The 26,655-nt window shown below is 40.9% G+C and carries 19 protein-coding genes; 13 read left to right on the top strand and 6 right to left on the bottom strand.

Features of this window, described 5'->3' with window-relative positions; all coding sequences use genetic code 11:
* Positions 1-4 precede the first annotated feature (4 nt).
* Genes P8O16_RS17975 through P8O16_RS17965 form a run of 3 tightly spaced genes read left to right on the top strand, consistent with a single transcriptional unit; the run spans position 5 to position 4,172 of the window.
* Positions 5-2,200 (top strand): urea transporter, encoded by a 2,196-nt coding sequence (locus tag P8O16_RS17975; protein WP_300316976.1) that lies wholly within the window; start codon positions 5-7, stop codon positions 2,198-2,200.
* The gene (locus tag P8O16_RS17970) at positions 2,185-3,528 is read left to right on the top strand and encodes a tetratricopeptide repeat protein (RefSeq protein WP_300316975.1); all 1,344 of its coding nucleotides are present in this window, start codon (positions 2,185-2,187) and stop codon (positions 3,526-3,528) included. The genes P8O16_RS17975 and P8O16_RS17970 overlap by 16 nt, the downstream gene beginning before the upstream one ends.
* Positions 3,516-4,172 (top strand): tetratricopeptide repeat protein, encoded by a 657-nt coding sequence (locus tag P8O16_RS17965; protein WP_300316974.1) that lies wholly within the window; start codon positions 3,516-3,518, stop codon positions 4,170-4,172. Before P8O16_RS17970 ends, P8O16_RS17965 begins: the two co-directional genes overlap by 13 nt.
* A gap of 167 nt (positions 4,173-4,339) precedes the next feature.
* Here the strand turns inward: P8O16_RS17965 and P8O16_RS17960 are convergent, their stop codons facing one another.
* Together P8O16_RS17960 and P8O16_RS17955 are read right to left on the bottom strand one after the other, a co-directional pair.
* On the bottom strand, positions 4,340-5,443 hold the full coding sequence (locus P8O16_RS17960) for a VCBS repeat-containing protein (protein WP_300316973.1): 1,104 nt from the start codon (positions 5,441-5,443) through the stop codon (positions 4,340-4,342).
* Between the two features lie 111 nt (positions 5,444-5,554).
* On the bottom strand, positions 5,555-8,707 hold the full coding sequence (locus P8O16_RS17955; RefSeq protein WP_300316971.1) for a PVC-type heme-binding CxxCH protein: 3,153 nt from the start codon (positions 8,705-8,707) through the stop codon (positions 5,555-5,557).
* Between the two features lie 343 nt (positions 8,708-9,050).
* On the opposite strand from P8O16_RS17955, the gene P8O16_RS17950 reads away from it, so the two are divergent.
* The 10 genes from P8O16_RS17950 (at position 9,051) to P8O16_RS20565 (ending at position 23,823) form a co-directional block, all read left to right on the top strand.
* On the top strand, positions 9,051-12,101 hold the full coding sequence (locus tag P8O16_RS17950) for a TonB-dependent receptor (RefSeq protein ID WP_300317014.1): 3,051 nt from the start codon (positions 9,051-9,053) through the stop codon (positions 12,099-12,101).
* A gap of 45 nt (positions 12,102-12,146) precedes the next feature.
* Positions 12,147-13,655, top strand: a complete 1,509-nt coding sequence (locus P8O16_RS17945; protein ID WP_300316969.1) for a RagB/SusD family nutrient uptake outer membrane protein — start codon at positions 12,147-12,149, stop codon at positions 13,653-13,655.
* A 197-nt stretch (positions 13,656-13,852) separates the two neighbouring features.
* Entirely contained in the window at positions 13,853-16,528 is a 2,676-nt protein-coding gene (locus tag P8O16_RS17940) for a c-type cytochrome (RefSeq protein WP_300316968.1), read from the top strand.
* 137 nt (positions 16,529-16,665) lie between these two features.
* Positions 16,666-17,340, top strand: a complete 675-nt coding sequence (locus tag P8O16_RS17935; RefSeq protein ID WP_300317011.1) for a DUF1080 domain-containing protein — start codon at positions 16,666-16,668, stop codon at positions 17,338-17,340.
* Between the two features lie 335 nt (positions 17,341-17,675).
* Positions 17,676-18,734, top strand: coding sequence for an aldose 1-epimerase family protein (locus tag P8O16_RS17930; protein WP_300316966.1), 1,059 nt, complete (start codon positions 17,676-17,678; stop codon positions 18,732-18,734).
* Positions 18,735-18,835: 101 nt separating this feature from the next.
* Positions 18,836-20,044, top strand: a complete 1,209-nt coding sequence (locus P8O16_RS17925) for a hypothetical protein (protein WP_300316964.1) — start codon at positions 18,836-18,838, stop codon at positions 20,042-20,044.
* A gap of 222 nt (positions 20,045-20,266) precedes the next feature.
* The gene (locus tag P8O16_RS17920; RefSeq protein WP_300316961.1) at positions 20,267-21,289 is read left to right on the top strand and encodes a TIM barrel protein; all 1,023 of its coding nucleotides are present in this window, start codon (positions 20,267-20,269) and stop codon (positions 21,287-21,289) included.
* Between the two features lie 192 nt (positions 21,290-21,481).
* A complete protein-coding gene (locus P8O16_RS17915; protein ID WP_300316959.1) occupies positions 21,482-22,645 on the top strand; it encodes a Gfo/Idh/MocA family oxidoreductase in 1,164 nt (387 codons plus the stop codon).
* 131 nt (positions 22,646-22,776) lie between these two features.
* Positions 22,777-23,562 carry a proline iminopeptidase-family hydrolase gene (locus P8O16_RS17910; protein WP_367182836.1) on the top strand — a complete coding sequence of 262 codons (786 nt, stop codon included), beginning with the start codon at positions 22,777-22,779 and terminating at the stop codon, positions 23,560-23,562.
* A gap of 24 nt (positions 23,563-23,586) precedes the next feature.
* The gene (locus P8O16_RS20565; RefSeq protein ID WP_367182835.1) at positions 23,587-23,823 is read left to right on the top strand and encodes a hypothetical protein; all 237 of its coding nucleotides are present in this window, start codon (positions 23,587-23,589) and stop codon (positions 23,821-23,823) included.
* A gap of 25 nt (positions 23,824-23,848) precedes the next feature.
* On the opposite strand, the gene P8O16_RS17905 is transcribed toward P8O16_RS20565, so the two are convergent.
* The 4 genes from P8O16_RS17905 to P8O16_RS17890 all read right to left on the bottom strand — a co-directional run bounded on the left by P8O16_RS17905 (position 23,849) and on the right by P8O16_RS17890 (position 26,490).
* Complete coding sequence (locus P8O16_RS17905) at positions 23,849-24,481, bottom strand: hemolysin III family protein (protein ID WP_300316957.1); 633 nt, start codon at positions 24,479-24,481, stop codon at positions 23,849-23,851.
* A 78-nt stretch (positions 24,482-24,559) separates the two neighbouring features.
* Positions 24,560-25,156, bottom strand: coding sequence for a DUF2911 domain-containing protein (locus P8O16_RS17900; RefSeq protein ID WP_300316954.1), 597 nt, complete (start codon positions 25,154-25,156; stop codon positions 24,560-24,562).
* Between the two features lie 96 nt (positions 25,157-25,252).
* Positions 25,253-25,528, bottom strand: a complete 276-nt coding sequence (locus tag P8O16_RS17895) for an SdpI family protein (RefSeq protein WP_300316952.1) — start codon at positions 25,526-25,528, stop codon at positions 25,253-25,255.
* Positions 25,529-25,665: 137 nt separating this feature from the next.
* Positions 25,666-26,490, bottom strand: a complete 825-nt coding sequence (locus tag P8O16_RS17890) for a sugar phosphate isomerase/epimerase (protein WP_300316950.1) — start codon at positions 26,488-26,490, stop codon at positions 25,666-25,668.
* Between the last annotated feature and the right edge of the window lie 165 nt (positions 26,491-26,655).

Below are 26,655 nucleotides of genomic sequence, written 5' to 3'. Positions count from 1 at the left end.
TACATTGACAAAAAAACTTGCATTGAAGCAATTTGAATGGTTTTGGGAAGCCTTGTTCAATAGCTATGCCCAGGTTTTTTTCTCGGATAATAAATTATTTGGAGTAGCCCTCCTGATAGTTTCTTTTATTGATTTGTATGTAGGCCTGTCGGGTTTACTGGCTGTTTCGACAGCTCTTATTATTGCTAAAATTCTTGGTTATTATGAAGGCAATATCCGACAGGGATTCTATGGATTTAATGCCTTATTGGTAGGAGTAGGTTTAGGGATCTATTTCGAGCCAGGGCTTTTATTATTTTTTTTAATTTTTCTCTCAGGAGTTTTAGCGGTTTTGATTTCCCTGACCTTAGAGGGCGTTTTGGGTAAATATGGTCTTCCTTTTTTGAGTCTTCCCTTTCTCTTAATTTTTTGGATGCTGCGACTGGCCTCAAAGCAATTTGAGGCTTTGGGCCTTAGCGAGCGGGGAGTTTATGTGCTAAATGAGCTTTATACTTTGGGAGGCGGAAACCTCATTCAGTTCTACGAATGGATCAATCAATTGGCAATTCCAAGTTCACTTAGATCTTACTTCTTTTCACTTGGAGCCATTTTTTTCCAACAAACTATCGTGGCGGGGTTGGTAGCTGCTATTGGATTATTGATTTATTCGAGAATTGCTTTTACGCTTTCGCTCTTGGGTTTTTATATCGCCTATTTGTTTTATATGATTTTGGGCGTGCCTTTTTCTGAGTTGACTTTCAGTTATATAGGTTTCAATTTTATTCTTACTGCCATCGCTTTAGGAGGGTTTTTTATTATTCCAAGCAGGAGTAGCTATCTGCAACTTTTGCTGATTGTTCCTTTGGTCGTTTTAATTAGTGTTTCCCTACAGCAGGTTTTTGGATATTTCTATCTTCCGGTTCATTCTTTTCCGTTCAACATAGTTACACTGATTGTTCTCTATGCATTGAAATTCCGAATGGATAATCGAATTGGTTTGAGTACGATTTTTTGGCAGCAAAACTCTCCTGAAAAAAACCTTTACAGCTTCTCTAATTTTATGAATCGCTTTGGAAAAAACAGTCCCATACCTATTTACCTTCCTTTTTTTGGTGAATGGACGGTGACTCAGGGCCATAATGGAGAGTTTACGCATAAAGATAATTGGAAGCACGCATGGGATTTTGAGATCGAAAATGAAGATGGGATCACTTTCAAAAATGAGGGGGATTTCACCTCAGATTATTATTGCTTCGATAAAAATGTTTTGGCTCCCGCCAATGGGGTAGTCGAGCAGGTAGTCAATGACTTGGAAGATAATGTGATTGGAACCAGAAATCTGGACCATAACTGGGGAAATACGGTTGTAATAAAGCATGGCGATTTCTTGTATTCCAAGCTGAGCCATCTCAAAAAAGGGTCTATACCGGTAATGGCCGGGGATGTGGTAGAAAAAGGTCAGGTAATTGGGAAATGCGGGAATTCGGGAAATTCTCCATACCCACATTTACACTTTCAAATCCAATCAACTCCATATATCGGGTCTAGTACTATTGATTATCCCATCTCAGATGTGTGGATTCGGTATCATGGTAAAGAAAGTCTGCAAGCAACTTCCAATCCAAAAAAAGGATCTGTGGTCTCTCAGTTGGTGCCCAAATCGGAAATGAAAAAGGCTTTTGCATTTGTAGTGGGAGATACTATAAAATTTCAGACGGAAGAGGGGTTAGAAGAGATTTGGGAAGTCAAGCGAGATTACTTTTTGAATAAGTATTTGGAATGTCAAAGAACAAAATCCAAAGCCTATTTTAAAGTGGATGATTTAATGCTGCATTTTACCCATTTTGAGGGAAAGAGGATATCACTGATTTACCTGTTTTATCTTTCCGCTTTCAAAGTCAGTTTTGGGTACACACATGGGCTGAAACTTCAAGACAGTTTTCCGATCAACCAGATTTTTCATCCCAAGCGAATCTTTATTCAGGATTTTATTGCGCCATTTTATCAATATCTCAGGGCTGATTATACGCTGAATTATCCAGCTGCTAGCAGGGGTTTTTCTGATAAGCCCTTTACTTTGAATGGGATGATCAAAAAATCTGCATTCAAAAAAACTTTGGAAAGTTCAAAATTCGAATTCGTTATAGATCAGGTAGGACTGAAGTCTTTTTATTTTGTAAGAGGAAACCAAAAAACAAAGGCAATATGTATAAGAGACTGATCCTTTTAGTTTTTGTTGCATTTTCAGCTTTATGGGAAGCCAAAGCTCAGGGTAAGCTTAGTCTGTCCCAGGTTGATGCCAGGACTTATGAATTATTTATTCAAAACGACTGGGAGGGATTGATCCGGGAAGGAACGAATGCGCTCGATCAAGGGATTGATTACTATTATTTGAGAGTGCGCTTGGGAATTGCCTATTTCAAAATGGGTAAATATCACCAAGCTGCCAAGTATTTTGAAGGGGCTCTGGATGTTAATAAGGAGGAATATGTTCAGGAATACCTTTACTATTCTTACCTGTGGTCAGGAAGAGGGTCTCAGGCAAAATTGATGGCTCTAGGATTTTCACCGCAAATGAAAATCAAAACTAAAACTGATCAATCCAAAGTTTTGAAAGGACTTGAACTAGCCTACAACTACACTGCAATTACCGACCAAAAAGTAATTGATGAATTCACTGCGGATGTGGATCCTCTTGCCGAAGGATATCAATTTATCCCCCGCTTTCATCATTATGGCTTTTTGGGATTAGACTTAGATATAAATAGTCGCTTCAATCTGTACCAAGGTTTCAGTGTCTTACAGGCAACCCAGTTCTATTATAGTCAGGATGGAGATATTCCGATTCAAAACACGAGCTACGTTTCTGATTCCTGGCAGTATTATGCTGGAGCCTCATTCTATCTGGGGCAAGGGGTTCATCTTTCAGCTGGCGGGCATTATCTGAATATTTCATACCTCCAGCAGCAGTTGGTCGGAGTAGGAAATGGGCAACAAACCCAGCTAGTGAGCAGTACGCTGAAGGATTCCGACTTTTTGGTTTTCGGGTCGATTTCGAAAAACTTCATGAATCTGGATTTAGGTGCTACTGTCTATTATGGCACGATCAACAACGGCAAACAGATCCAGTCTGACTTGAATCTGACTCTTTTCCCTTTGGGAAACTTGAATTTTTACACCTTCTCCGTTTTCACCTTCCAAAGTCAGGAATTTGCGAATACATCCTCAGTCAACAGGTTTATTTTCAATCAAGAAATAGGTGCAAAAGTAACTGGTTTCCTTTGGCTGGAGGGTTATGGGACTTTCGGGGAAATAGAAAATTATTTTACCAAACAAGGTCTGGTCGTATTTAATCGGCTGGATAAAATTGAAAACCGCTTGGGAATGCGGGCTATCGTCTTACCCCATCCAAACTGGAAACTCACCTTGGATTTTAGCCATTTTTCAAATAGCAGTAGTTTTCAAACTCCTTCTGAACAGACTCAAGAACAAAATCTTAAATCGTATCAACTTCAATCTTTAACTGCAATTCTGTCATGGAAATTTTAACCAAAAACTTCCGAAACCTTTCTGATTTTCCATTTAAGAAATGGGGATTTTCCGGATTGGTTTTTCTTTTGATTTCTATAAGTTCATTTGCTCAGGATAAACTAGTAAACGCATTCAAGGAGAGCTATGCCTTAGAAAATAAGGGTGATTTTAATGGTGCTATTGAAAAAATCAAAGAGGTGTATAAAGTTGATTCGTATGAAATGAACCTCAGGTTAGGTTGGCTGAATTACCAGGGTTCAAAACTCTCAGAATCAGTAGATTTTTACAACAAGGCAATAAGCCTAAAGCCCTATGCAATAGAACCGAAATTTGGACTGGTACTACCTCTTTCTGTGCAAGGAAAGTGGACTGAAGTGGAGGAGGTTTACCTCAGGATTCTGAAAATAGATCCTCAAAATTCGCAGGTAAATTACAGGTTAGGTCTTATTTATTACAATCGAGCAAATTTTGAAAAGGCAGATCCTTATCTGGAAAAGGTAGTAAACCTCTATCCCTTTGATTATGATGGCTTGATATTACTGGCCTGGAATAAGCTCAGTCTTCAAAAAACAAGGGAGGCAACTATACTTTTTCAAAAAGTGCTTTTGCTCAATCCCGGAGATAATTCAGCATTGGAAGGTTTAAAGCTTTTGAATGAATGACTTTTTAGGCTTTCTTTTCAATATTTAAATTTGGAGATATTTGCTCCTCTTGGTTCAGTATAAGTGCCTATTTGCTTTTTGGTTTAACCCAAATATCGAGTTGTTTTTCATCAGGATTTAGGAACTTTCCTTAAAATATGGTTGGCATAGTTATTTAAAAGAAAATTTTATTTCTGAAAAAATACCACCAAGCCATCTTTTCCAGCTACAGCAATATCTATTTTCCCATCGCCATTAAGATCGCCAGTAGAAAAATAAAGTCCTGTTCCTTTGCCAGATTCAAGTGGCCCATAGCTGATCACATTTTTGGTAAATGAGGTACCGTTCCATTGGAAATAATAAAGTCCCGCCTCTTCCTTTCCTCCAGGGTCTTTGCCGTTATGTGCCCGATAGCGCTTTCCTGTGATCAATTCCTTTTTACCATCTCCATTTAGATCAAGCCATTTCATGGTATGGTATTGTGAGTTGAAGGGATCGATTTCATGTTTGGTAAAATTGATTTCATCTCCTGTTTTGCTTTGCTCCAGCCAAAAAAGCCCATAGTCATGACCTTGGCCCACAATCAAATCTGCCAAGCCATCGGCATTGACATCGGTTACAATAATTGGAATGCTTGCATCCTTGATTTGAAAAACGGGATGTTGAATCCATTTTCCATTTGTCAGATCTTTTGGTGCTTCCAGCCAACCATCGGATACGATCAAGTCGCCGCGTCCGTCTCCATTGATATCTCCAAAACCTAATCCATGCCCATGTAAATCTGCCACTGGGAATTTCTGAAATTGATCTGGGCCAGTTATTTTGTAGTAGGCTAGTGCTTTCCGGGGTGTATTTGGCACGATTTCAAGTGTGCCATCTCCATTGATATCCCAAGCAGCGATAGTTTCGATATTCCCTGTTTCAGCGATCAAGTGAATTGGCCATTCAGAGTCTTTGCCGGGGTTTTCCTTCCAGATTAATTTCCCCTCAAACCAACCTCCTGTGATGAAATCCATTCGACCGTCTCCATTGACATCCATCGGAATGGTTGCGAAATCCTCATAGTATTCACCGTATCGCTTGACCTGTCCGATAAAACTTCGGTCTAGAAACTCCGGCCCTTTATACCAATAGCTACCTGATACCAAGTCGGGGATACCGTCATTATCCACATCTATTATTCCCACTGACTCGAAGGATTCAAAAGTGATGATTTTCTTCTCGAAGGAGATAGTTTGTGCTTTTGCAGAAAAAAGAGCGATGAAAAGGAGGGGAGTTAACAGATATTTCATAAAATCAAGATAGGGGAATTGTCGAAGAAATGAATCCTGTGGTAAATCCTTCATTCTCTTGATTCCCCTAATCTTCCAGTTTTTCAATCTTCCAGTTTTTCAATCTTCCAATCACTTCTCCAAAGGATGCATCTTCAGTAATTCTGAAGGATTCCAGAAACCTTCTTTATCCTTTACTTCGTCTCGGATTTTTTTCACCAAGTCAGGAGAAACCGCAGAAGCATTGTTTCCAAATGAATTTCGCACATAGGTTAGGACTGCAGCTACTTCTGTATCATCCAGCATGCCTTCATAAGGTGTCATAGGTACTTGACCGGGATAGACTTTTCCAGCAACTTCCATCTCGCCCATCAATCCTTTCAAAACGACCTTGATCATTCGCTCAGGACTTCCAGTCACCCATGGAGTGCCGCGGAGTGGAGGAAATTGGGAAGCTGAAAGTCCGCCACCATCGGCCTGATGGCAAGTGGAACAGAAGCCGTCACGCGCATAGATTTCTTTGCCAAGAATAAATAATTCCCGATCCGAACCAGTCAGTGAAGACTTGATGTCCTCTTCTTTTTTCTCTGTCACTGAAAGCCCGTTCAAATGAGCAATTGCAGTTTCTAAAGTTCCTTTGATCCATGTTTCATCTTGAGGCTGTTTTGCTGCTTCTTCAAGAATTGGTAGGCCTTTTTCTCTCGGTAGCCAACTTGCAGCTACGATTGCTTCCATTCGGACATGACCATTTGGATCTTTGGCAGCTGCCAATAGTAATTCGTCTTGATCTTTGACTTGGTGTCCCGTATACCTAACTACCCGAGTGGCAGCGGCCCGAACCCGATGATCTGATGATTTTGCCAGCTCACGCAAAAGCTCTTGATCCACTTGATTTGCTCCCCAGGTCACCCACAGTGCCTCTAGACGATTATGCTCATAATTTGGATCGTTTTTATCCAAGGAAGCCACCCACTTTTTCACTTCAGCAGTGACTTCCCCTTTTTCTCTTCCGCGAAGCTCGCGACGGGTTCGATAGCGCGTTCTATACTCAGGAAGTTTAAGGTTTTCCAGTAATTCCGGGATACTTGCTCCGTCTATTTTAGCCGGAGTTACCAGAGGTCTGCTTGGATAAGTTACCCGATAAATCCTCCCATGTACGTGATCTCTGAGTGGATCTCGAGCATTATGCTGCATGTGTCCAATCAGAATATTATGCCAATCTACAATATATAGAGAACCGTCGGGGGCAAACTCCATATCCACTGGGCGGAAATTCCTGTCTGTAGAGTACACTAAATCCTGACGGAATTTAGTGTGAAAACCAACCTTATCTTCCACCATTTGATGTTGTTTGGTGCCTAGAAATCCGATGGTATTATTGATGATCATATCACCCTGTACCTCATCGGGAAAGTGACGGCTGTGAATAAATTCTAAACCAGATGTCGGACGAACCATCTGCGCTTTTTCGATCATATTGGGACCTTTGAAATTCGAATTCCCATAGCGAGGCAAAGTTGATCCCGGAAGCATCCAATTGACATTTGGGCCGGAAGTTTCGGCATAGAAGTTTTGTCCCCAGTCATCAAAAGCTATTCCCCAAGGGTTTGGGATGCTTACCTGATTCACACGCTCCAGCTGATGGCGCTGGGGTTGATATCTGTAAAAACCACCATTTGTCGCACGAACAGGACCATAAGATGTCTCCACATTAGTGTGAAGAAATACTCCTTCCGCCATATAAATAGCTCCTGATTCATCAGTGGTGAAAGCCGAAATAGCATGGTGTGTATCATGGTCGTCAAAACCGCTAAGAAGAATCTCCTTTCGATCAGCTTTGTCATCTTTATTATCGTCGATAAGTAAGATCAGATTGTTTCCCTGAGAAACAAACACCCCTTCCGGAGCTAGTTCAAAGCCAACAGGAATATGCAAATCTTCTGAAAAAGTGGTTTGCTTGTCCGCTTTGCCATCATTGTTGGTGTCTTCGAGAATGATCAGTTTATCCTTAGGTCGTGGATCACCGGGTTTGTAATGCGGATAGCTCGGCATGGTTGCTACCCATAATCTTCCTTTGTTGTCAAAAGAAAGTTGAACAGGATTTGCCAAATCAGGAAATTCTGACTCAGAAGCAAAGAGCTCAATTTTATAACCAGGGGCTGTTTTGATTTCTTGCAGCGCATCTTCACCGTATTTATATTCTAAACTCCCGTTTTGATCAGGGTTGTAATTTGTTTTTACTTCAGGTAAAGAGCGGGTCTTTGCATCGGCAGCCGCTAAATCTTTGACTTCTCCTTTGGTCGCCATCCAAATGGCAGTATCTCGAATAGCTGTCATTTGACGGATTTTTTCCTGTTCGTAAGGATAATTATCCGGGCCAAAAGGATCGTACCGACGCCCGAAGACGTGGACACCATTTGGGATTTTGTAGTCATTGAGCCAGAGCCAATTTTTTTCTGTGACGGCTTCTTCTATTAGCTTTCTATTTGCCTCTGCTTTAATAGGACTCTTGCCAAAAATCTCATCTGCCAACAGTTTGCTTAGCTTTTCATAGCCAGCTTCATTGAGCTGAGAGCCATCGATAGTAAGATCCAAATCCGATTCAGCATACCATTTTAGACTTGGGGTAAAAGCATTTACAAAAAGCACTTTGTTTTGCGCCGCCACTTCAGCCATTCCCTCAGTATAAAGTTCTATTAATTCGTTTTGGGCTTTTCCGTCAGGTACATCGATTTTTTCAGAAAGATCCTCCATTGCAATAGGAGAGACTATAGCTAACTGAGGAATGGTGTCTCCATTGTATTTCTGTCGAAGGGAATGTTTGATCCATGCGTCTAATTCTGCTTTAAAATTCTCTAACCCCGCCTCGCCCTGAAAGGACTCATTGAAGCCAAAAAAACCAATGACCACATCAGCTTTTAATCTGGTGAGCCATTCGTCGGGTTTTCCCAAAAAACCTTCTGAACCCGAAGGGGTGGCATATTCATCCTGATAATCAGCAGCTCCGGGGAATGCCCAAGGATCATTGGTACCAGATCTAGGCCGAAAGCCAGGAGTGTCACCTGGATCTCCCATGTTACGAATAATCAGATCCTTTTCAGGATAACGGAGGTAAAGTTCCGTCTCAAAAGTCCCGTAATTCATCATTCGGGAAGGAAGGTTATTTCCAACTAGGGCTAGGCGGGTATTTTGAGCAAGATCCAGTGTCTTTTTTTCGGTGCATTGGAAACTTATTCCTGCGACCAAAATGATTAAAAACAGGGAGAAATTTATTTTAGATGTCATTTCGGGAATAAAATTAGATTCTAATTATAGCGAAAATGTGGATGGATTTCAATTAAATAATATTTGATAGTTTTTTTTTAAAAGTGTGAACAAGTCTTAATGATCACTTTTTTGTAAGCACACCTATTTATATTATAAATATATAAATCATGGGGAATACCATCCTGTTCTATCCTGTGAATTTTTCATTTATATTTTTTTATAAACCACTGAAATACAGGATTGTGCAGGATAGAATCTGGGTTGTTAATCAGGTACTTGGAGAAAGTAATATTGCTATTAACATAAACCCAATCTTATGAAAAAACATTTTCAAACTACAGTAATTGCCCGGTTGCTTGGGATGTTACTAATAATCCTATTTACCGCCCCTTTAGTATTTGCACAGTCTGCAAATATTACTGGGACGATAAAAGATGAGACAGGAGAGCCTGTACCAGGGGCAACCATTATTATCAAAGGTACTCAAGTAGGTACCGTGACTGATCTTGATGGAGTTTTCAGCATTCAAGCTTCCCCCGGTGACATTTTGGTTGTAAGCTTTATCGGGTATACTGCGAGAGAAGTTATAGTTCAAAATGGCCAGACGAGTTATGATATTTCACTCCAAACATCCATGTCGGATTTATCTGAAGTAGTGGTAGTAGGATACGGTAGCCAGATTAAAAAAGAGGTAACCGGCGCAATCCAGTCTGTAGGTGCAAAAGAACTTGCTGATTTGCCAGTTTCTTCGGTTGCTCAAAAACTTCAAGGTCGTCTTGCTGGTGTTCAGATTAATCAAACTACCGGAAAGCCAGGTCAAGGAATGAATGTTCGAATCCGGGGTCAGCTTTCTGTTTCTGGTGGAAGCGCTCCACTTTACGTGGTGGATGGATTTCCAATCACAGGAGATATCAACGCAATTAACCCTGATGAAATTCAGGAAATTACTGTTCTAAAAGATGCGGCTTCTACTTCGCTTTACGGTTCAAGAGCTGCAAACGGGGTCGTATTGATCACTACCAAAAAAGGTAGTAAAGGTCAAACGAATGTTAATCTGAACGTTTTTACAGGTTGGCAGACAGTTCCTCAAAAAGGAAGATTGGAAATGTTGAACGCAGAGGAATTTGCGCAGTTCAAGAAAGAATATTACACAGACGCAGGTCAAGCAGTTCCTGAGATTTTCCAGAATCCTGCTGATTTTCGAGATCAAGACAATGATTGGTACGGTGCAATGTTAGAAACTGCTCCGATTACTTCTTACAATTTAACGGTCACGTCCAATAAGGAGCGTGTCAATACAGCAATCATCGCAGGATTTTTTGATCAAAAAGGGGTAGTCCGAAATACAGACTACGAACGATTTTCTCTTCGAATGAACACCGATTATGCAGTCTCAGACAAAGTAAATATTGGGGTCAATGTAGCGCCAAGCTACGTAGTAGATAATACTCCGCAAACTGACGGATCACGAGGTACAGGTATTTTATTCAATGCCCTTCATACTTGGCCGGTGATGCCGATTTATGAGGAGAATGGCGAATTGACATCGTTCAATAGATTCCCTGCGAATACTGGAAATATCTTCGCTTATCCAAACTGGTTGAGGTCTGCTGAGGAAATCACGAATGAAACCAAAGTCTTAAATGTTTTGGCGAATACCTATGTGGAATGGAAGCCAATCAAGGGACTTTCTCTCAAGTCGACATTTAATGCGGAATTGAGAAATTCTAATTTCTTTTTCTTCAATCCATCCACAGCCACGAATCGGATTAATGTTGCCCTTCCAACAGTTGCTGTTTCAATACGGGATGAATTTCAGGATTTATCTTGGTTGAATGAAAATATTGCAACATATGGAAAAAGTATAGGAGACCATAATTTTGAAGCGTTGCTCGGTTTTTCTAATCAACGATTCCGCAGTGACCGTACCAGAATTCAGGCAGATACATATGCTGACGATCGACTTCCTACCATTCAGGGAGCTATTAACATCAATCGAAATGGAACACAATCTGCGGTACAAGAATGGTCACTTACCTCTGTATTCTCCAGATTGACATACAATTATAAGAGTAAGTATTTATTTACAGCTTCAATAAGAGGAGATGGTTCATCTCGATTTGGAGCAGATAATCGTTGGGGTATTTTCCCTTCCACTTCTGTGGGATGGGTGCTTTCTGATGAAGGTTTTCTAAACAGTAGCTCAACAGTTTCTTTCACCAAACTTAGAGCTAGCTATGGTGTAACAGGAAATAATAACATTGGAAATTATACCCAATACGCCTTGGTAAACAATACCATCAATGCTGTTTTTGGAAATACGGTAGTGCCGGGAGCTGGAGTGACTTCATTAAATAATTCGAATTTAGGATGGGAAACCACCGCTCAATTTGACTTGGGTTTTGACTTAGGTTTATGGGATGATCGAATCAGTTTTGTGTATGACTTTTATACCAAAAACACCACGAACTTACTTTACGCCGTGCAGATTCCTCAGGAATCCGGATTTACCAATTTCAATGATAATATCGGAGAGATTAAGTTTTGGGGACATGAGTTTTCACTTACTTCTGTGAATACTACGGGATCATTCAGATGGACCACCAATGCAAATATTTCTTTTAACCGAAATGAAGTATTGGAGCTCGCTGACGGAATAGATCGTGTCTATGGAAGTTGGCATATCACTCAAGTAGGTAAGCCATTTGGCCAATTTTATGGATTAAATAAATTAGGCAATTATGCGAATGCAGAAGACCTTGCAAATTCTCCCGTGATCCCTGGAAGATCTACCGTAGGAAGTATCAAGCTACAGGATGTCAATGGGGATGGTAGAATTACGTTTGGTGGAGATAATGATGATCGAACAATCATAGGTAATCCATTTCCGGACTTCACTTACGGAATCATCAATAACTTCGCTTGGAAAAATTGGGATGCAAGTATTACTGCATCAGGGTCTCAGGGTAACGAGCTTTACATGAGGCACTTATTCTCAACTGCAAATTTGGACGGTGTATTCAATATGGTTGCTAGAGTGGCTGATCGTTTTAGATCGCCAGAGAATCCAGGTGCTGGGATTTTTGGAACCACAGTTGGTGGCGGAAACGTCACAGGAATTGAGCGTGACTGGCCAAATAGCAATTTTGTGTGGGATGCATCCTATTTCACGATTCGAAATATTACCGTAGGATATACCTTCAAAAATTTACCGAAGGCAATCAAATCTGCTAGAGTTTATGGTTCAGCTCAGAATGTGTGGGTATTTACTGACTATTGGGGTGGATCAAATCCAGAAGTTAGTATGCAGAATAATGGTGCAGGAGATGGTGGTAACCTAAGTCCAGGGGTAGATTTGGCGGGTTATCCAGTTCCTCGTACAATTACTTTCGGTGTTAACGTAACATTCTAACCTGGGAGGTTTCACCTTATTTATTCACTTACAATTCGAAAAAATATGAAAAAATATATCCTAGCCATTTTAGTGACTGCTTTTGCGCTAAGTGGCTGTGAAGACTTTCTTACGGTAGTACCGGAAACTCAATTGAGTTCGGCTACCTTTTTCAAAAATCAAACTGATTTTGAGCAGGCAGTAAATGCTGCTTATGTTCCATTGCGTACTATTATCAATGATCGTGCTTGGTTGCTTTCAGAAATGCACTCAGATAATACGTATTATGCCCGAAATGTTCTTTTCGGGGCAACTGATAATCAAGAAGATTTGGCAGATTTCTCGGTTCCTGAATCCAATGGTACGACAGCCAATGTTCACGTATTAAATCAATGGAGGCAGGATTACTTGATTATTGCAAGAACCAATCAAATATTATCCTTGATTGATGATGTAGATTTTGATGCGGCAGCCAAAGCCAATGTAAAAGGTCAAGCGTTGTTCCTGAGGGCCTATGCCTATTTTGAGCTAGCTCGATATTTTGGAAGTGTTCCACTTCAATTGACTCCTGTAGCGGCTAGAGAAGAGGCCGCATTGCCTTTAGCTACTGAGGCGGAAGTCTATAATCAAATCATTGCAGACTTGCAGGCAGCAGTTCCTCTTTTGCCAAAAAAAGCACAACAGACTCCCGGTCGAGTGACTGAAGGTGCAGCTAGAACCTTATTGGCAAATGTTTTCATGAATCAGAAGAAGTGGACTGAAGCGGAGCAAATTCTAGCACCCGTGTTGACTCATGGCTATCAAATGATGGCAAGCTATGAAATGGCTTTTCCTGGAAATTCTTCAAATAAGAATAATTCAGAATCGGTATTTGAAGTTCAGTTCTTAGAAGGAGCCGCTGGCTTGCAGGGAAACTTTATCTACCAATTTATGCCAAGACCAATCAGCGCAGCGGAGCTTCAGCCGATCATGGGAACGAATAATCCGCAAAATATCGATGGAGAAGGTAACAACATTCCTACGCCAGATATTATTGCAGCCTATGAGCCAGGAGATTTGAGAAAGGATGCCTCAATTGGGAATGTTTTTCTAGCAGGTAGCTTCAGAGACGATAAGAACTATCCTTACATTAAAAAACATGCGAAATTTCACTCTCAGCATAATAATCACGGGACAAACTGGGTAGTGTACCGCTATGCTGAAGTGTTATTATTTATGGCTGAAGTTTTGAATGAGCAAGGAAAAACTGGAGAAGCCGTTGGTTACTTAAATCAAGTGAGACAACGTGCGGGTTTAGAAAATACCACTGCCGCAGGGCAAGTTGATGTTCGTGAAGCCATCTTTAAGGAGAGACGAGTAGAGCTTGCTTTTGAAAACAAGCGCTGGTTTGATATCCAGCGTACGGATCGAATTCAAGAGATAATCGTTCCTTATGGTCAGCGAGTGATAGCAAACCCATTGGCTTATTATTACCCACCGATCGCAGGTGCCGTGCCTAGAAGCAATGCATTCACAAATATCAAGAAATTCTATGCCTATCCGGCGGTTGAATCTGATTTGAGTCCTTATTTCTAATTTTTTTTCATAAACAGAGTACAGCCCAGCTTTTTTCGGAAGGAATACTTCGAAAAGGTTGGGCTACTTTTTTTAAAGCATGAGATGGCAGGACAGTTTTTAATTTCATAAAAAGTAAATAGCTTCAACGATACATGATTATCATTTAAATTCTGATCAGTAAACCCCTTTTCTGAAATCAAATAACCCAAAAGTATATGACCTTAAACTCTTTCCTAAAAACATTCTTGCTGAGTTTGGTGGTGCTCTCAGTTGCAGTTTCCTGCGCTAAAAAAGAAGAAGCTGCCCCTCTTGATCCGAAAGTAGCGAAACTCAAACTCCCAGAAGGGTTTAAAGCGGAGCACATTTATAGCCCAGGTGATTTAGATCAGGGCTCATGGGTAGCCATGACCTTTGATGATAAAAACCGGCTGATTACAGCAGATCAATATGGTTTTCTTTATCGATTAGAGATTCCTGAGATTGGATCGGATTCTTTGGCTCCCAAAATCGAAAAGCTGATCATCGGGAATGTCGCCGAACCTCAAGTAGGGATGGGCTATGCGCAAGGCTTACTATATGCCTTCAATAGTATCTATGTGATGGTTAATCATAATGGAAATGAAACATTTAAAGAAAGTACAGGGCTCTATCGAATTCAGGATTTGGATGGTGATGACCAGTTTGAAACCGTAACAACAATTAAACTTTTTACGGGTCAGCCTGGAGAGCATGGTCCGCATAGTATCAAGCTTTCCCCTGATGGGAATTCGCTATACATGGTGGCGGGGAATCACGTAGACGTGCCCGAAATGGATGCTTACCGACTTCCTCGAGTTTGGAATGAGGACAATTTATTTCCGGAGATCAAAGATCCTAGAGGACATGCGAATTCTAGAATGGCTCCAGGAGGCTGGGTTGCAAATTTTGCTCCTGATGGATCGTACTTTGAATTGATCTCTGCGGGCTATAGAAATCCATTTGATATTGCATTCAATGAAGCAGGAGATCTTTTCACCTATGATTCGGACATGGAATGGGACTTTGGAATGCCTTGGTATCGACCAACTCGAATCTGTCATGTGACGAGTGGATCAGAATATGGTTGGAGAACTGGTAATCAAAAATGGTCTCCGCTTTATCCAGATAATCTTCCAGCGACACTGAATATTGGACAGGGTTCTCCTACCAATGTGATGTTTGGAACTGGTGCAAATTTCCCAGAGAAATATCAAAAGGCACTCTACGCTTTTGATTGGAGTTTTGGAATCATCTATGCATTTGAACTTACGCCAAAAGGTGCCACTTATGAGGCAAAAGCAGAAGAATTTATTTCAGGTTCTCCACTACCCTTAACAGATGGTATTATTGGTCCAGACGGGGCGATGTATTTTATGACCGGTGGAAGAAGACTGGAATCAGATCTTTACCGAGTTTATTATGATGGTGACCTTGAAAAAGATATCAAGCCACTTCAAGTTGCTGATCTTCCTGCAGAGAATAAGTTGAGAAGAGAACTTGAAGAATTCCATAAAGTGGGAGCTTCTTCAGAAGGTTTGGAAAAAGCCTGGGCAAATTTGGATCATGCAGATCGCTTTGTGCAGTATGCAGCCCGAATTGCCTTGGAGCATCAGCCAATTGATTCTTGGAAAGTCAAAGCGCTAGAGGAGCAGAACCCTGTGAAACTGACTCAAGCTATGATTGCATTGGCAAGACACAGTGAAAAAGGTGCCGGAACGCCAATGATTCAGGTATTAATGGGGATTGATTATTCGAAACTTAACGAAAAAGAAAAACAAGATTTACTCCGGGCTTTTGAATTAATCCTATATCGGCAGGGTGATCCAGCAAAAAATGTAAAGGATCAGTTGGTTGCTTATTTGGATGGAAATTTCCCTGCTAACAATAATAATCTAGACCGTGAGCTGAGCAAATTATTGGTCCATTTGGATGCGCCTGATGCGGTGGAGAAAACTTTGGCATTACTCGAAAACGCAAAGGATGATCCCGATTACCAGAAGACATTTACATCTTCCTCTGATCTGATTATGAGAAATCCTCAATACGGATTAGATATTGCTAATATGCTAGCCAATGTACCGCCTGCTCAACAGACTTATTTGGCGGTAGTTTTGGGAGGAGCAGAGGCTGGCTGGACCCCCAAGTTGCATGATGAATACTTTACTTGGATTCAGAATGCCTTCAAATATAAGGGTGGTCGAAGCTATGTTGGGTTTATTGATAGAGCGAGAAAGATGGCCTTGACCCATGTGGCCAAAGCAGATTTTGATAAATACAATGAGCTTTCGGGAGCGGCTATGCTGACAAGCAGTGGTAATGATTTGGCTGAAACTACTATTCAGCCCGAAGGACCTGGGCGAAGATGGACTGTAGAGGAAGCCTTGCCTTTAGTAGAAAATCTGAGTGGTAGAGATCTGGTAAAGGGAAAGGCAATGTATGTGGCTACCCTTTGTCAATCTTGTCATACGATGAAAGGTGAAGGAGGAATAATTGGTCCAGACCTTAGTCAGTTGGGAACAAGATTCTCTGCAAAGGATATTTTAAATGCTACTATCAATCCAAGTGATGAGATTTCCGAGCAATACGAAGCTACCATATTGGAACTAAAAGCTGGAGGATCTGTAGTAGGCCGATTGACCAATGAAGATGATGCAAATTACTACGTGTCTCAAAACCCTTTTGCGCCGGATGTAATCCGAACTGTAGCGAAAGCGGAAGTGAAAAGCAAGAAAGTTTCGGAGGTTTCAACGATGCTGCCGGGTATTATTAACCGATTGAATGAAGAAGAATTGAAGGATTTGATGGCTTACCTGATCTCAGGTGGAAATGAAAATCATGAAGTCTATCAGAATAAAGCAACTGCAATGAAATGATGGGCAAACTATTCACTAAATATTTGATGCTTGAAGGTGCTTTGCTGCTGATGCTTTTGGGGTATTATGGAATTGATTCAGTTTTTCAGCCGTTTGAAAGTTCACAGGTTGAGCCAATCGAATCTGCTTTTGAACCTATGCAGAATGGGTTTAAATCCATCTTTGATGGTAAAACTTTGAAAGGCTGGACAGGAGATCCAACGTACTGGACAGTAAGCGATGGTGCAATTGTAGGTACTATTACCCCTGAGACATTATTGAAAGCAAATACTTTCCTGATATGGGAAGGAGAGGTTGCTGATTTTGAATTGAAAGCAGAATTTCGAATTTCCGAATCAGGAAATTCTGGTATTAACTATCGAAGCGATCGTGTGGAGGAAGTTCCTTTTGCCCTAAGAGGCTATCAGGCAGATATAGATGGTAAAGTCAACTATACTGGTCAGAACTATGAAGAGCGAAAGCGGGCTACTTTAGCCTATCGAGGACAGAAAACTCGAATTACTTCTCAGCCTGATGACATCACTAATCTCCGCGATTTTGTTGAGCGAAATGCCTGGAAAGGATTGAATTTAGAAAGTGAACTTGGTGATCGAGCCGAATTAGGAGCGAAAATCAAGAAAGAAGATTGGAATGAGATTCACCTCATCGTGAAAGGAAATGTCATGCAGCACTTTGTAAATGGAATTCTGATGAGTGAAGTTCACGATGAAGATGCCAAAAACCGGATGATGTCCGGTCTGCTAGGTGTGCAGGTCCATGTAGGTCCACCCATGAAGGTGGAATACCGCAAACTGATGTTAAAGAAACTCTGATTGGGTTTAACCCGGATTATGCATTAGAATTCGTGGTGAAGATTTAAATCGCAATAAATCAGGAAGTTTCATTTCGAAAGCATAGCACCGCTATGGTGAGAAAGGAAAAGAAGCGGAGCGACTGATTTCAAGTGATTTAAAGCTGTAATAGAATTTCTAATGAATATTTCGGGTTTAAGGATTCATTTTTCGGAATGGATCCTTTTTTTTTGATTAATGGCAGTTTTTCTTGCCTCATTTTTTCTAACTTAAATTCAAATGTCTTGATCTACCTTATAGCGCAGGATAGTGTCTGAGCCGCTTTTTTATAGATTGAATCCCTACAAAAACCCAAAATGAATCCAAAAAATCTAGGCAGCTGGAAACATAAGCTTTCGAATACGCAGCAAATCGGAGGAATTGAAACTTCAATTCTAGACAATGGTCCTGGAAAAGGAACCCGAATCGCTTGGGTAAATACTGGTACAGGGTTGCGCTACAAAGTGGTCTTGGATCGAGGAATGGATATCGTAGATGCGCTTTTCAATGAAAATAGCCTTGCTTGGATTTCACATGCTGGCATCACGGCTCCGCAGCCTTTTTCTAATCAGGGAATTGATTGGCTTCGAACCTTTGCAGGGGGGCTGCTCACTACTTGTGGGCTGTCTTCAATGGGACCTCCAAACGAAGACGAAACTGGTAGTAGAGGTCTTCATGGTCGCTATTCAAATTCCCCAGCTGAGTTGATCTCTATTCGTCAGCCAGATATTTTTTCAGAAGATTTGACTTTTGAAATCGTAGGGAAAATTCGGGAAACTACCACTTTTGGACCTAGCTTAGAACTTACTCGAAGTATTTCTGGAAGCTTAGGCTCGCCGGAGATTCATATCAAAGATGTGGTCGTAAATCGTGGAAATACTCGAACGCCTCATATGCTTTTGTACCATATCAATTGCGGCTGGCCACTGATCGATGAAGGTACACGGATCATCTGGCAAGGAGAAAAACAGGCAAAAGCCACTGATGCAAATAATACCGATTTCAACAAGAAATTTGAATTTACACGCTGCGCAGCTCCTATGGATGAGCATGCAGGATTTGGGGAAGATGTGGCTTTTATTCTTCCAAAAGCTGATGCTAATAACCAAGTGGTTTGCGGCTACGCTAATAATGAATTGGAACTGGCCTTTAAAATTTCATTTTACAAAATGCAATTCCCATGGTTGATCAATTGGCAGCATTGGGGTAAAAACGAATACGTCACTGCTTTGGAACCGGCTACCAATCCACCAATTGGGCAAGTAGCAGCAAAAGAAAATGGTACTTTGATTTATTTAGAACCAGGAGAAAAACGAGAATACGAGTTGAAGTTGGAAGTTCTCACCGGAGAAAAAGCCAAAGAATTTAAAATGTAAAATGAAGAATTTAAAATGGTTACAGAAGCCATTCTACTACTTTCCAAATAATTCACTTCAGTATTAAATCATAAATCTGACATCATAAATCATATATAAAAATGAGTTTAGCAAAAAAAGCCCTTGAACAAGGGGAAGGAATTTTAAGATTAACCCCTACATGGGTGCCAAGATCATTTTGTGTTCCCGGTCGTAGAATCAAACTTCATCCGGATGATTATTATAGTCTCGGTGGCAACCGCGGAGGAATCGACGAACGCTGGTTTTCTTCGACTACTCCAGCTCAAAATGGCCCCCTGACTTCCAAAAATGAGGGCCTTAGCCATATAGCTTTTGAAGAAGGAGGTAAAACTGAGCTTTTCCTACTCAAAGATGCGATAGATGAATTGAGCGCTCAGATTATCGGAGATCGACTTTGGAATGCGCATAAATCCTGGCCGATGTACTCCAAGTTTTTTGACAATATGGGCCCACTTCCACATCACATTCACCCAAGTGATGAATTTGGAAAACTGACCGGGCAAAACGGCAAACCCGAAGCCTATTATTTTCCGCCTCAAGTAAATAATCATGGAGGAGATTTTCCTTACACTTTCTTTGGAATCGCTCCTGGAACGAGCAAGGAAACCATTCTGGAATGCTTGAAAAACTTTAATAAGGGAGACAATAAAATCACGAACTATTCCCAAGCTTTCAAACTTCAGCCGGGAACTGGTTGGGATGTGCCTCCTGGAATGTTGCATGCACCGGGTTCGCTCTGTACCTACGAGCCACAAAAGGCTTCCGATATTTTCGCGATGTATCAATCCCTAGTGAATGAGGCTATTATTTCGGATGAATTGCTTTGGAATGCTACTCCGAAGGACCGCTGGGGTGATCATGATCTCTTAGTGGAAATGATCGATTGGGATTTGAATGTTAATCCGAATCTGATGGACAACCATTACATGGAGCCAAAGCCTGTGGAGGCTGTGGAAAAGATGCATGCTGCAGGCTATCACGATGCTTGGATTTGCTATCGTTCACACGATTATTCGGCTAAGGAATTGACGATTTTCCCAGAACAAACAGTGACCATTACTGATGCTGCTGCCTATGGAATGATCATGATGCAAGGTCATGGCACGATGGGTGTTTGGGATATTGAGACTCCTGCATTGATTCGATTTGGTCAACTTACCCACGATGAGTATTTTGTTTCTGAGTCTGCTGCGAAAGCCGGAGTCAAAATCACGAACCATTCAAAGACTGATCCGATCGTGATGCTGAAGCATTTTGGACCAAAGAACCCTGACTTGAAAGTGGTTTAAGATTTATGAAATACGATATATGAAATACGATATTTTTGGATTTTAAATCATTGATTTAGAAGCATATAGAAAAGTAAGTAGTAAGAATAATTGAAATATCGAATGATGAATAGTGAATAATGAAGTGGTTAGGAACCAACCAAATCAACATGTTAAGAACCGATTAATGAAGTTGGCCTAACCTTCCAACTTTTAAACCTTTAAACTTTACAACTAAAAACCATGAACAATTACCCAAAACTACACAACGCCACTTGGCCGGGATTGGTCGGAAAAGGACCAGATTCTGAGCCTATCATACCATTTGATTCACTGCTTGAGATGACTGCAAAAGCAGAGGTGAATGGAGTGAAATTTGACGGAATCGACGTGGGTTTGCTCGAACCTCACTTTGACTTAAACAATCCTGATGAAGCTAAAAAGCTTGCTGATAAGGTTTCCAAATACAATCTGAATGTTGGTTCGCTGGTAGCTCCGATTTGGGCAGGTTCAGCAATGGGCACTGCAGAACAGCGAAAGACTTTCGTGGAAATGGTTCGGAAGTCTTGTGAATTTGGACAAAAGCTCAAAGATCTTGGAGTTCGTCCTTATGGTGTGGTACGGATTGATTCTGCTGCTGGTGTTTCTGATTGGGCAAAGGATCCTAAAGGAAATACCAAGCTAATTGTGGAGACCTTCCAAGAAGCTTGTGATGTTGCTGCTGGCTTTGGAGAAAAACTTGCTGCTGAAGGGGAGATTTGTTGGGGTGCGATGCATAGTTGGAAGCATATGGTTGAAACCTTAGAAATGGTTGATCGTCCAAATATTGGTTTTCAGGCAGATATGTCCCACACCTTTTTATATACCTTGGGTTACAATGCGCCTGAGCATAGAATCTTAGCAGCCGATGCTGATTTGAATGATCGGGAAGCTGTTAAAGCGGCTTTGAAGACAGTAACGGATGCGCTACGTCCTTGGACGATTGACTTTCATGTAGCCCAGAATGACGGGTCAGTTTTCGGATCAGGTTCTCATGATAAAACAGGTCGTCATTGTCAAGCAACAGATCCTAATGGAGTTTTGGATATTATACACGATGCGGGCTTTTGGCTCCGCGATGAAAATGGAGTTTTGACCAAGGCCATGCAGCATATCTGTTGGGATGGATGCATGTTTCCGAACTCAGTAATGGAAAATCAGCAGACTTGGAATGATATTCTTGCCACAATGATCAAAGTAAGAGAAGCACATGGATGGAAGGGGTGAAGGGGAATGTAAGATTTTTGAAATACGATTTACGAAATTCTTGAATCTAGAAATATCTTTTAAACCTCATGTCTTTTCTACCAACTCTTCAAATGTTGAATGTTGAACTTCGAATGATGAATAAAGAAGTGATTCCAGCATTCAACTCAATTTTCAAATCTTTCAATTTTGAAATTTTAAAATTCAATCAAAATGAGCAATAAGAAAAAAATACGAGTGGGACTTATCGGTACTGGATTGATGGGTCGAATCCATACAAATGGCTACAAGCGTTTAGCTGACTTTTTTCCAGAGTATGAATATCAGCCTGTTCTTCAGGCTTGTTGTTCGCGAAAAGCAGAGCGAGCTGAAGCATTCATGAAGCAATGGGATTATGCATCGTATGAGACAGACTGGAAAAAACTCATCGCTAGAGATGACATTGATGCGGTGGATATCTGTACTCCAAATGATATGCATGCAGAGATCGCAATTGCAGCTGCTGAAGCCGGAAAAATGATTCTATGTGAAAAGCCTTTGGCTAGAACCGTAGCCGAGGCAAAGACAATGCTGGATGCTGTGGAGAAAGCAGGAGTGAAAAATACAGTTTGGTACAACTATCGGAGAGTTCCGGCGGTGACTTTGGCGAAGAATATCGTGGCTTCCGGCAAACTTGGGAAGATTTTCCATTACCGTGCTAATTTCTTGCAAGACTGGACGATCAATCCCGATTTGCCTCAAGGTGGCGATGGTCTCTGGAGACTTGACGTGGAAGCCGCAGGCTCGGGCGTTACAGGTGATTTATTGGCGCATTGCATAGATACTGCGATGTGGCTCAATGGTGGAATCAAAGATGTCTCAGCCATGACTGAGACTTTTGTCAAGGAGCGGGTACACACACACACTGGGGAAAAACAAAAAGTAGGAATTGATGATGCTTGTATTTTCCATTGTCATTTTGATAATGGTTCGCTTGGAGTCTTTGAAGCCACTCGATATGCAAGAGGGCATAAAGCGCTTTATACATTTGAAATCAACGGAGAGCATGCTTCGATTCGATGGGATCTACATGATTTGACTCGCTTGGAATATTTCGATCATAGCGATGAAGGAATTGTCAGAGGCTGGCGCTCCATTCACGTGACAGATGGTGATCACCCTTATATGAATCGCTGGTGGATTCCCGGAACTTCAATCGGGTATGAACATTCATTTATTCATCAGGTGGCTGATTTTTTCCATAGCCTTGAGACAGGGGAGGATTGCCATCCAACTTTCCGGGATGCTTTTGAAACTCAGAAAGTCTGCGAAGCAGTTATCAATTCTGCCAATGACCGAGCTTGGAAGGATACTGAAGTGGACTGGGTAGAAAAATAAGAGCCAAGAATTAATTCAATTGTTTCTTTCAAAGAGACTGGGAAAAGATTTTCCAGTCTCTTTTCATTTCCATTAATGGTGAAACCTTATTTACTTTTATCCCTTATTTTTAAAGGGAAAAATAAAGCGCTATGAAATATTTTAATTTATTGTCTCTGTTAATCTTTATTGGATTGATCTCTTGTGAAAATAAGGATGTCGAGACCTCCGAAATGGTTTCAGATGATTATTTTGAATTTTCAGACCAAGCTGATAAGCAACAAGGAGGAGTTCGGATGATTCCAATTACTACACCAAGTGGCGAATTTAAAGTCTGGACCAAGCGGGTTGGGAATAATCCTAAAATTAAAGTCTTGCTTCTACACGGAGGACCAGGAATGACGCATGAGATCTATACTAGTTTTGACGGCTACCTACCTCAAGAAGGGATCGAATACATCTATTACGATCAGTTGGGGTCATATTATTCAGATCAACCAACTGACAGCACACTTTGGACCATCGATCGTTTTGTGGACGAAGTAGAACAAGTCCGAGTTGCTTTAGGCTTGAACCCAGATAATTTTTACCTTTTTGGCCAATCTTGGGGTGGAATGCTCGCCATGGAATATGCGCTCAAGCATCAGGATAAACTCAAAGGCTTAATCATTTCAAACATGATGGCGAGCTTACCTGAATATGAGAAATATGCCAAAGAAGTGCTTGGCCCACAAATGCCTCCAGAGGTTTTTAAGGAAATAATGGAAATCGAAGAAAATAATGACTTTGATAACCCAAGGTATGCGGAGCTGTTGATGGAGCATCACTATCAATATCATGTTTTGCGAAAGCCATTGGCTGAATGGCCGGAAGCCATGAACAGGACAATGCAGCATGTAAATCCTGATGTTTATGTACGCATGCAAGGTTATAGCTAATTTGGGATTACTCCGGGAGCTACATTGAAAGGTTGGGATCGAAGTCAGGATATCTCCAAAATCACAGTCCCAACGCTTGTGGTCGGAAGTGGTCATGATACTATGGATCCCAAGTATATGGAATGGATGTCAACTGAAATCCCAAATGCACGATACCTTTTCTGTCCAGATGGAAGTCATGTTGTCCAATATGACAATCCTGAAGTGTTCTTTCCGGGCTTAATTCAGTATTTGAAAGATGTGGATGCCGGAAAGATGTAGATAGATTTTAAAAACGGTAAGGGATTTAGAGCAGCATCCATATTGCAAAAAAATGAGAGACTGTTCCCAAAAGAACAAAAACATGCCAAATACTGTGATGGTAAAGTTTATTGCTTTGCACATAAAAATAAACTCCAATCGTATAACTTAATCCTCCAATCAAAATCCAGGTAAGCGTTTCGCCGCTGAGATTTTCCCACATGGCTTTGAGCAGAAATACTGAAATCCATCCCATGGCCAGATAAAGTCCGACAGAAATAAACTTGAATCTACCCGCAAAAAAGAATTTGAAAATAGAGCCGACCAATACAAAACCCCAAAGGATAGAGAGAAACAGAATGGCTTTTTCCCGATCTAATACAGTCAAAATCATAGGAGAATAGGACCCCGCAATCAGAAAATAAATCGAAATATGATCTGCCTTCTGAAAATGGTCTTTTCGATGTCCGGCTTTGGAAAGATGATAAAGTGTCGAACTCGAATAGACCATTAAAATTCCCAGAGCAAAGGCAGCGCAGGCGATCAATAAATCAAAATCACCTAGGTTATTTGCTCTGAAAAGGAAAAAAGGAATTCCAATAAGACCCAAGAAAAACCCTATTCCATGGGACAGGGAATTAAAATATTCCTCTTTTTCAGTTTGTAGTCTCTTCGGCATTCGGGGTTTGTTTTAAAGCAAAATACCCGAATCAGATGATTCAGGTATTTTAATCTTAGATTTCTGAATTCAGATTTTTTAGAATACGCTTTTGAAGCCTTCCATTTTCTGCTCCACTTGAGTATCTACCATGAAGGAAACCATTACGCCTTCCCAAGCCATAGTAACTTTTGCTACTTTATTGTCTTCAGCAGAAATATGGTATTGTAATCTTTCTGTATTTCCACCACGAGTGGTCATTCCTTTTAAGGCAACGGCATCATCTTTTGCTACAGCTTCCTCGTCAATTTTACCATCTTTCATATAAGCGAAAATTGAAGCTGCTTTCCCGTTTAAATGTACCATCCAATCACCTGATTCCATTGGAGTCATGAAGATGGAGTATTTTCCAGCCCTTAGGTTTTTTCCGCCCACGCTTACCGGAGTGCTGAACTCAATAACAGTTTGGTTGTTTGCACCAGCTCTCCAAGTCACACCGTATTTTTCGATTTCTCCGAAGATCTTACGTCCTTTTACTGCAGGAGACGAATAGTCAATATTGATTTTGGTGAATCCTACTACCTGCGAAACAGTAGCTGCCGGGCTTGGAGCTGGAGCTTGGATTTGAGCAAAAGCAGAAAATGTTGCAGCCATAAAGAAGGCTAAGGCAAAGAATAAAGTTTTGGTGTTTTTCATTTGAGTTTAGAATTATTAGTCCGAAAGCTAACTAATTATCCGTAAAGGATGTTTGGAAACTTGGCTTCTAATCGGTCATACTTTTTTTTAAGCCGCTCATTTGCCAAATTTTTGCTTTAAAGATTTTTCTACGGAATAGATCAATAAACTACATGAAACAAGTACCCAAATCATCCCAAGGTACAAATCCCATGGATCGCTTAAAGGGATCATTAGGCTGATCAGTCCAATAAGGATTCCTATTTTCCCAAATCGACTCATTTTTTTCCCTGCTTCTACTTGGGCAAAATCCCAGGATTCCTGATTCTTCATGGATCGGGATGTACGATATCCAGCTAAACCATTAATATCGGGAGGAGGATAGTTCTTCATTAGCCTACCGACAAGAAAAAAGACAATCCCTACGGAGACAGAAATCCAAACAAATTGGTTAGTTAAGTAGAATGAAAAGCTGGCCATTTGTGGTCGATACTTACTTTCTGAGCTAGTGGATTCTTTTGGCAAAAACTTTATTTCAAAATTGACTTAATAAAAGCCACGCTCTGGGGTATTTGCTGAACGGATCTCGAACTCTCATCTTCTATAGTCAGGTAAGCTGTCCCTTGTTTTTGGGCTTCCCTGATTAGTCCGGCAATGTCAATATCACCGGTACCAAGCACCACATTTGCTTCCACATCTCCATGACCGTCTTTTGAGCCAGGAGTGCCTTTTGCCCGGTCTTTAAGGTGCAGCATTGGGAATTTACCGGGGTAGGATTTCATGATTTTCAATGGATCACCACCTCCCATTTTCACCCAAAATACATCCATGTTGAATGCGAAATCCTTGGCGTTTTTCAGCATATAATCCATGGGTACCATTCCTTCATCTTTCACAAATTCATAACCATGTGGATGATAAAGTAAGGTTATCCCTTCCTTTTGGAGTTCAGCCCCGGCTTTGTTAAAAAGGGCTGTGGCTTCTTTGATTTTGGCTAGAGAAATTGGTCCGTCTGGATGGGCTATCCAATAGCAGGTGACGTATTTGGCACCAGTTTTTTTAGCATTGTCGATTATGGGTTGCAAGTCTTTGCTTAATTCATCGTATTCCGCACCTACACCAATGGTTTTTAGGTTGTTATCTGCAAGAATTTTTTGGTATTCGGCATCCGACATACCATAACCTCCGCCTCCTTCCAGATTGGTAATGCCCATTTCAGGGATCATTTTGAGGTATTTTACTGGATCGACTTTCATTTCATTTCGAAGTGAATACATCTGCAGGGCTATCTCTTGAGCGGAGCCAGTAAAAGGGGAAATTAACATGAGGCTGATTATAAGAATTTTAAATTTCATAGTAGGTTGATTTTGGGATGGTCTAATCTAGCTAAAAACATTAAAAAATTATATGTATATCCGCAAAGATGCCAGTAGCCAAATAAGTTAGAAGTGACAGCCAGTGACAATCGCTTTCTTGCGATCTTAACGGGTACTAAATTAGGTCAAAATAAACGGTTTTGA

It is taken from the genome of Algoriphagus sp. (genome assembly GCF_029254265.1).
In the GTDB taxonomy this organism is placed as follows: Bacteria; Bacteroidota; Bacteroidia; order Cytophagales; family Cyclobacteriaceae; genus Algoriphagus.
This window is presented reverse-complemented; position numbering and strand designations above follow the sequence as displayed.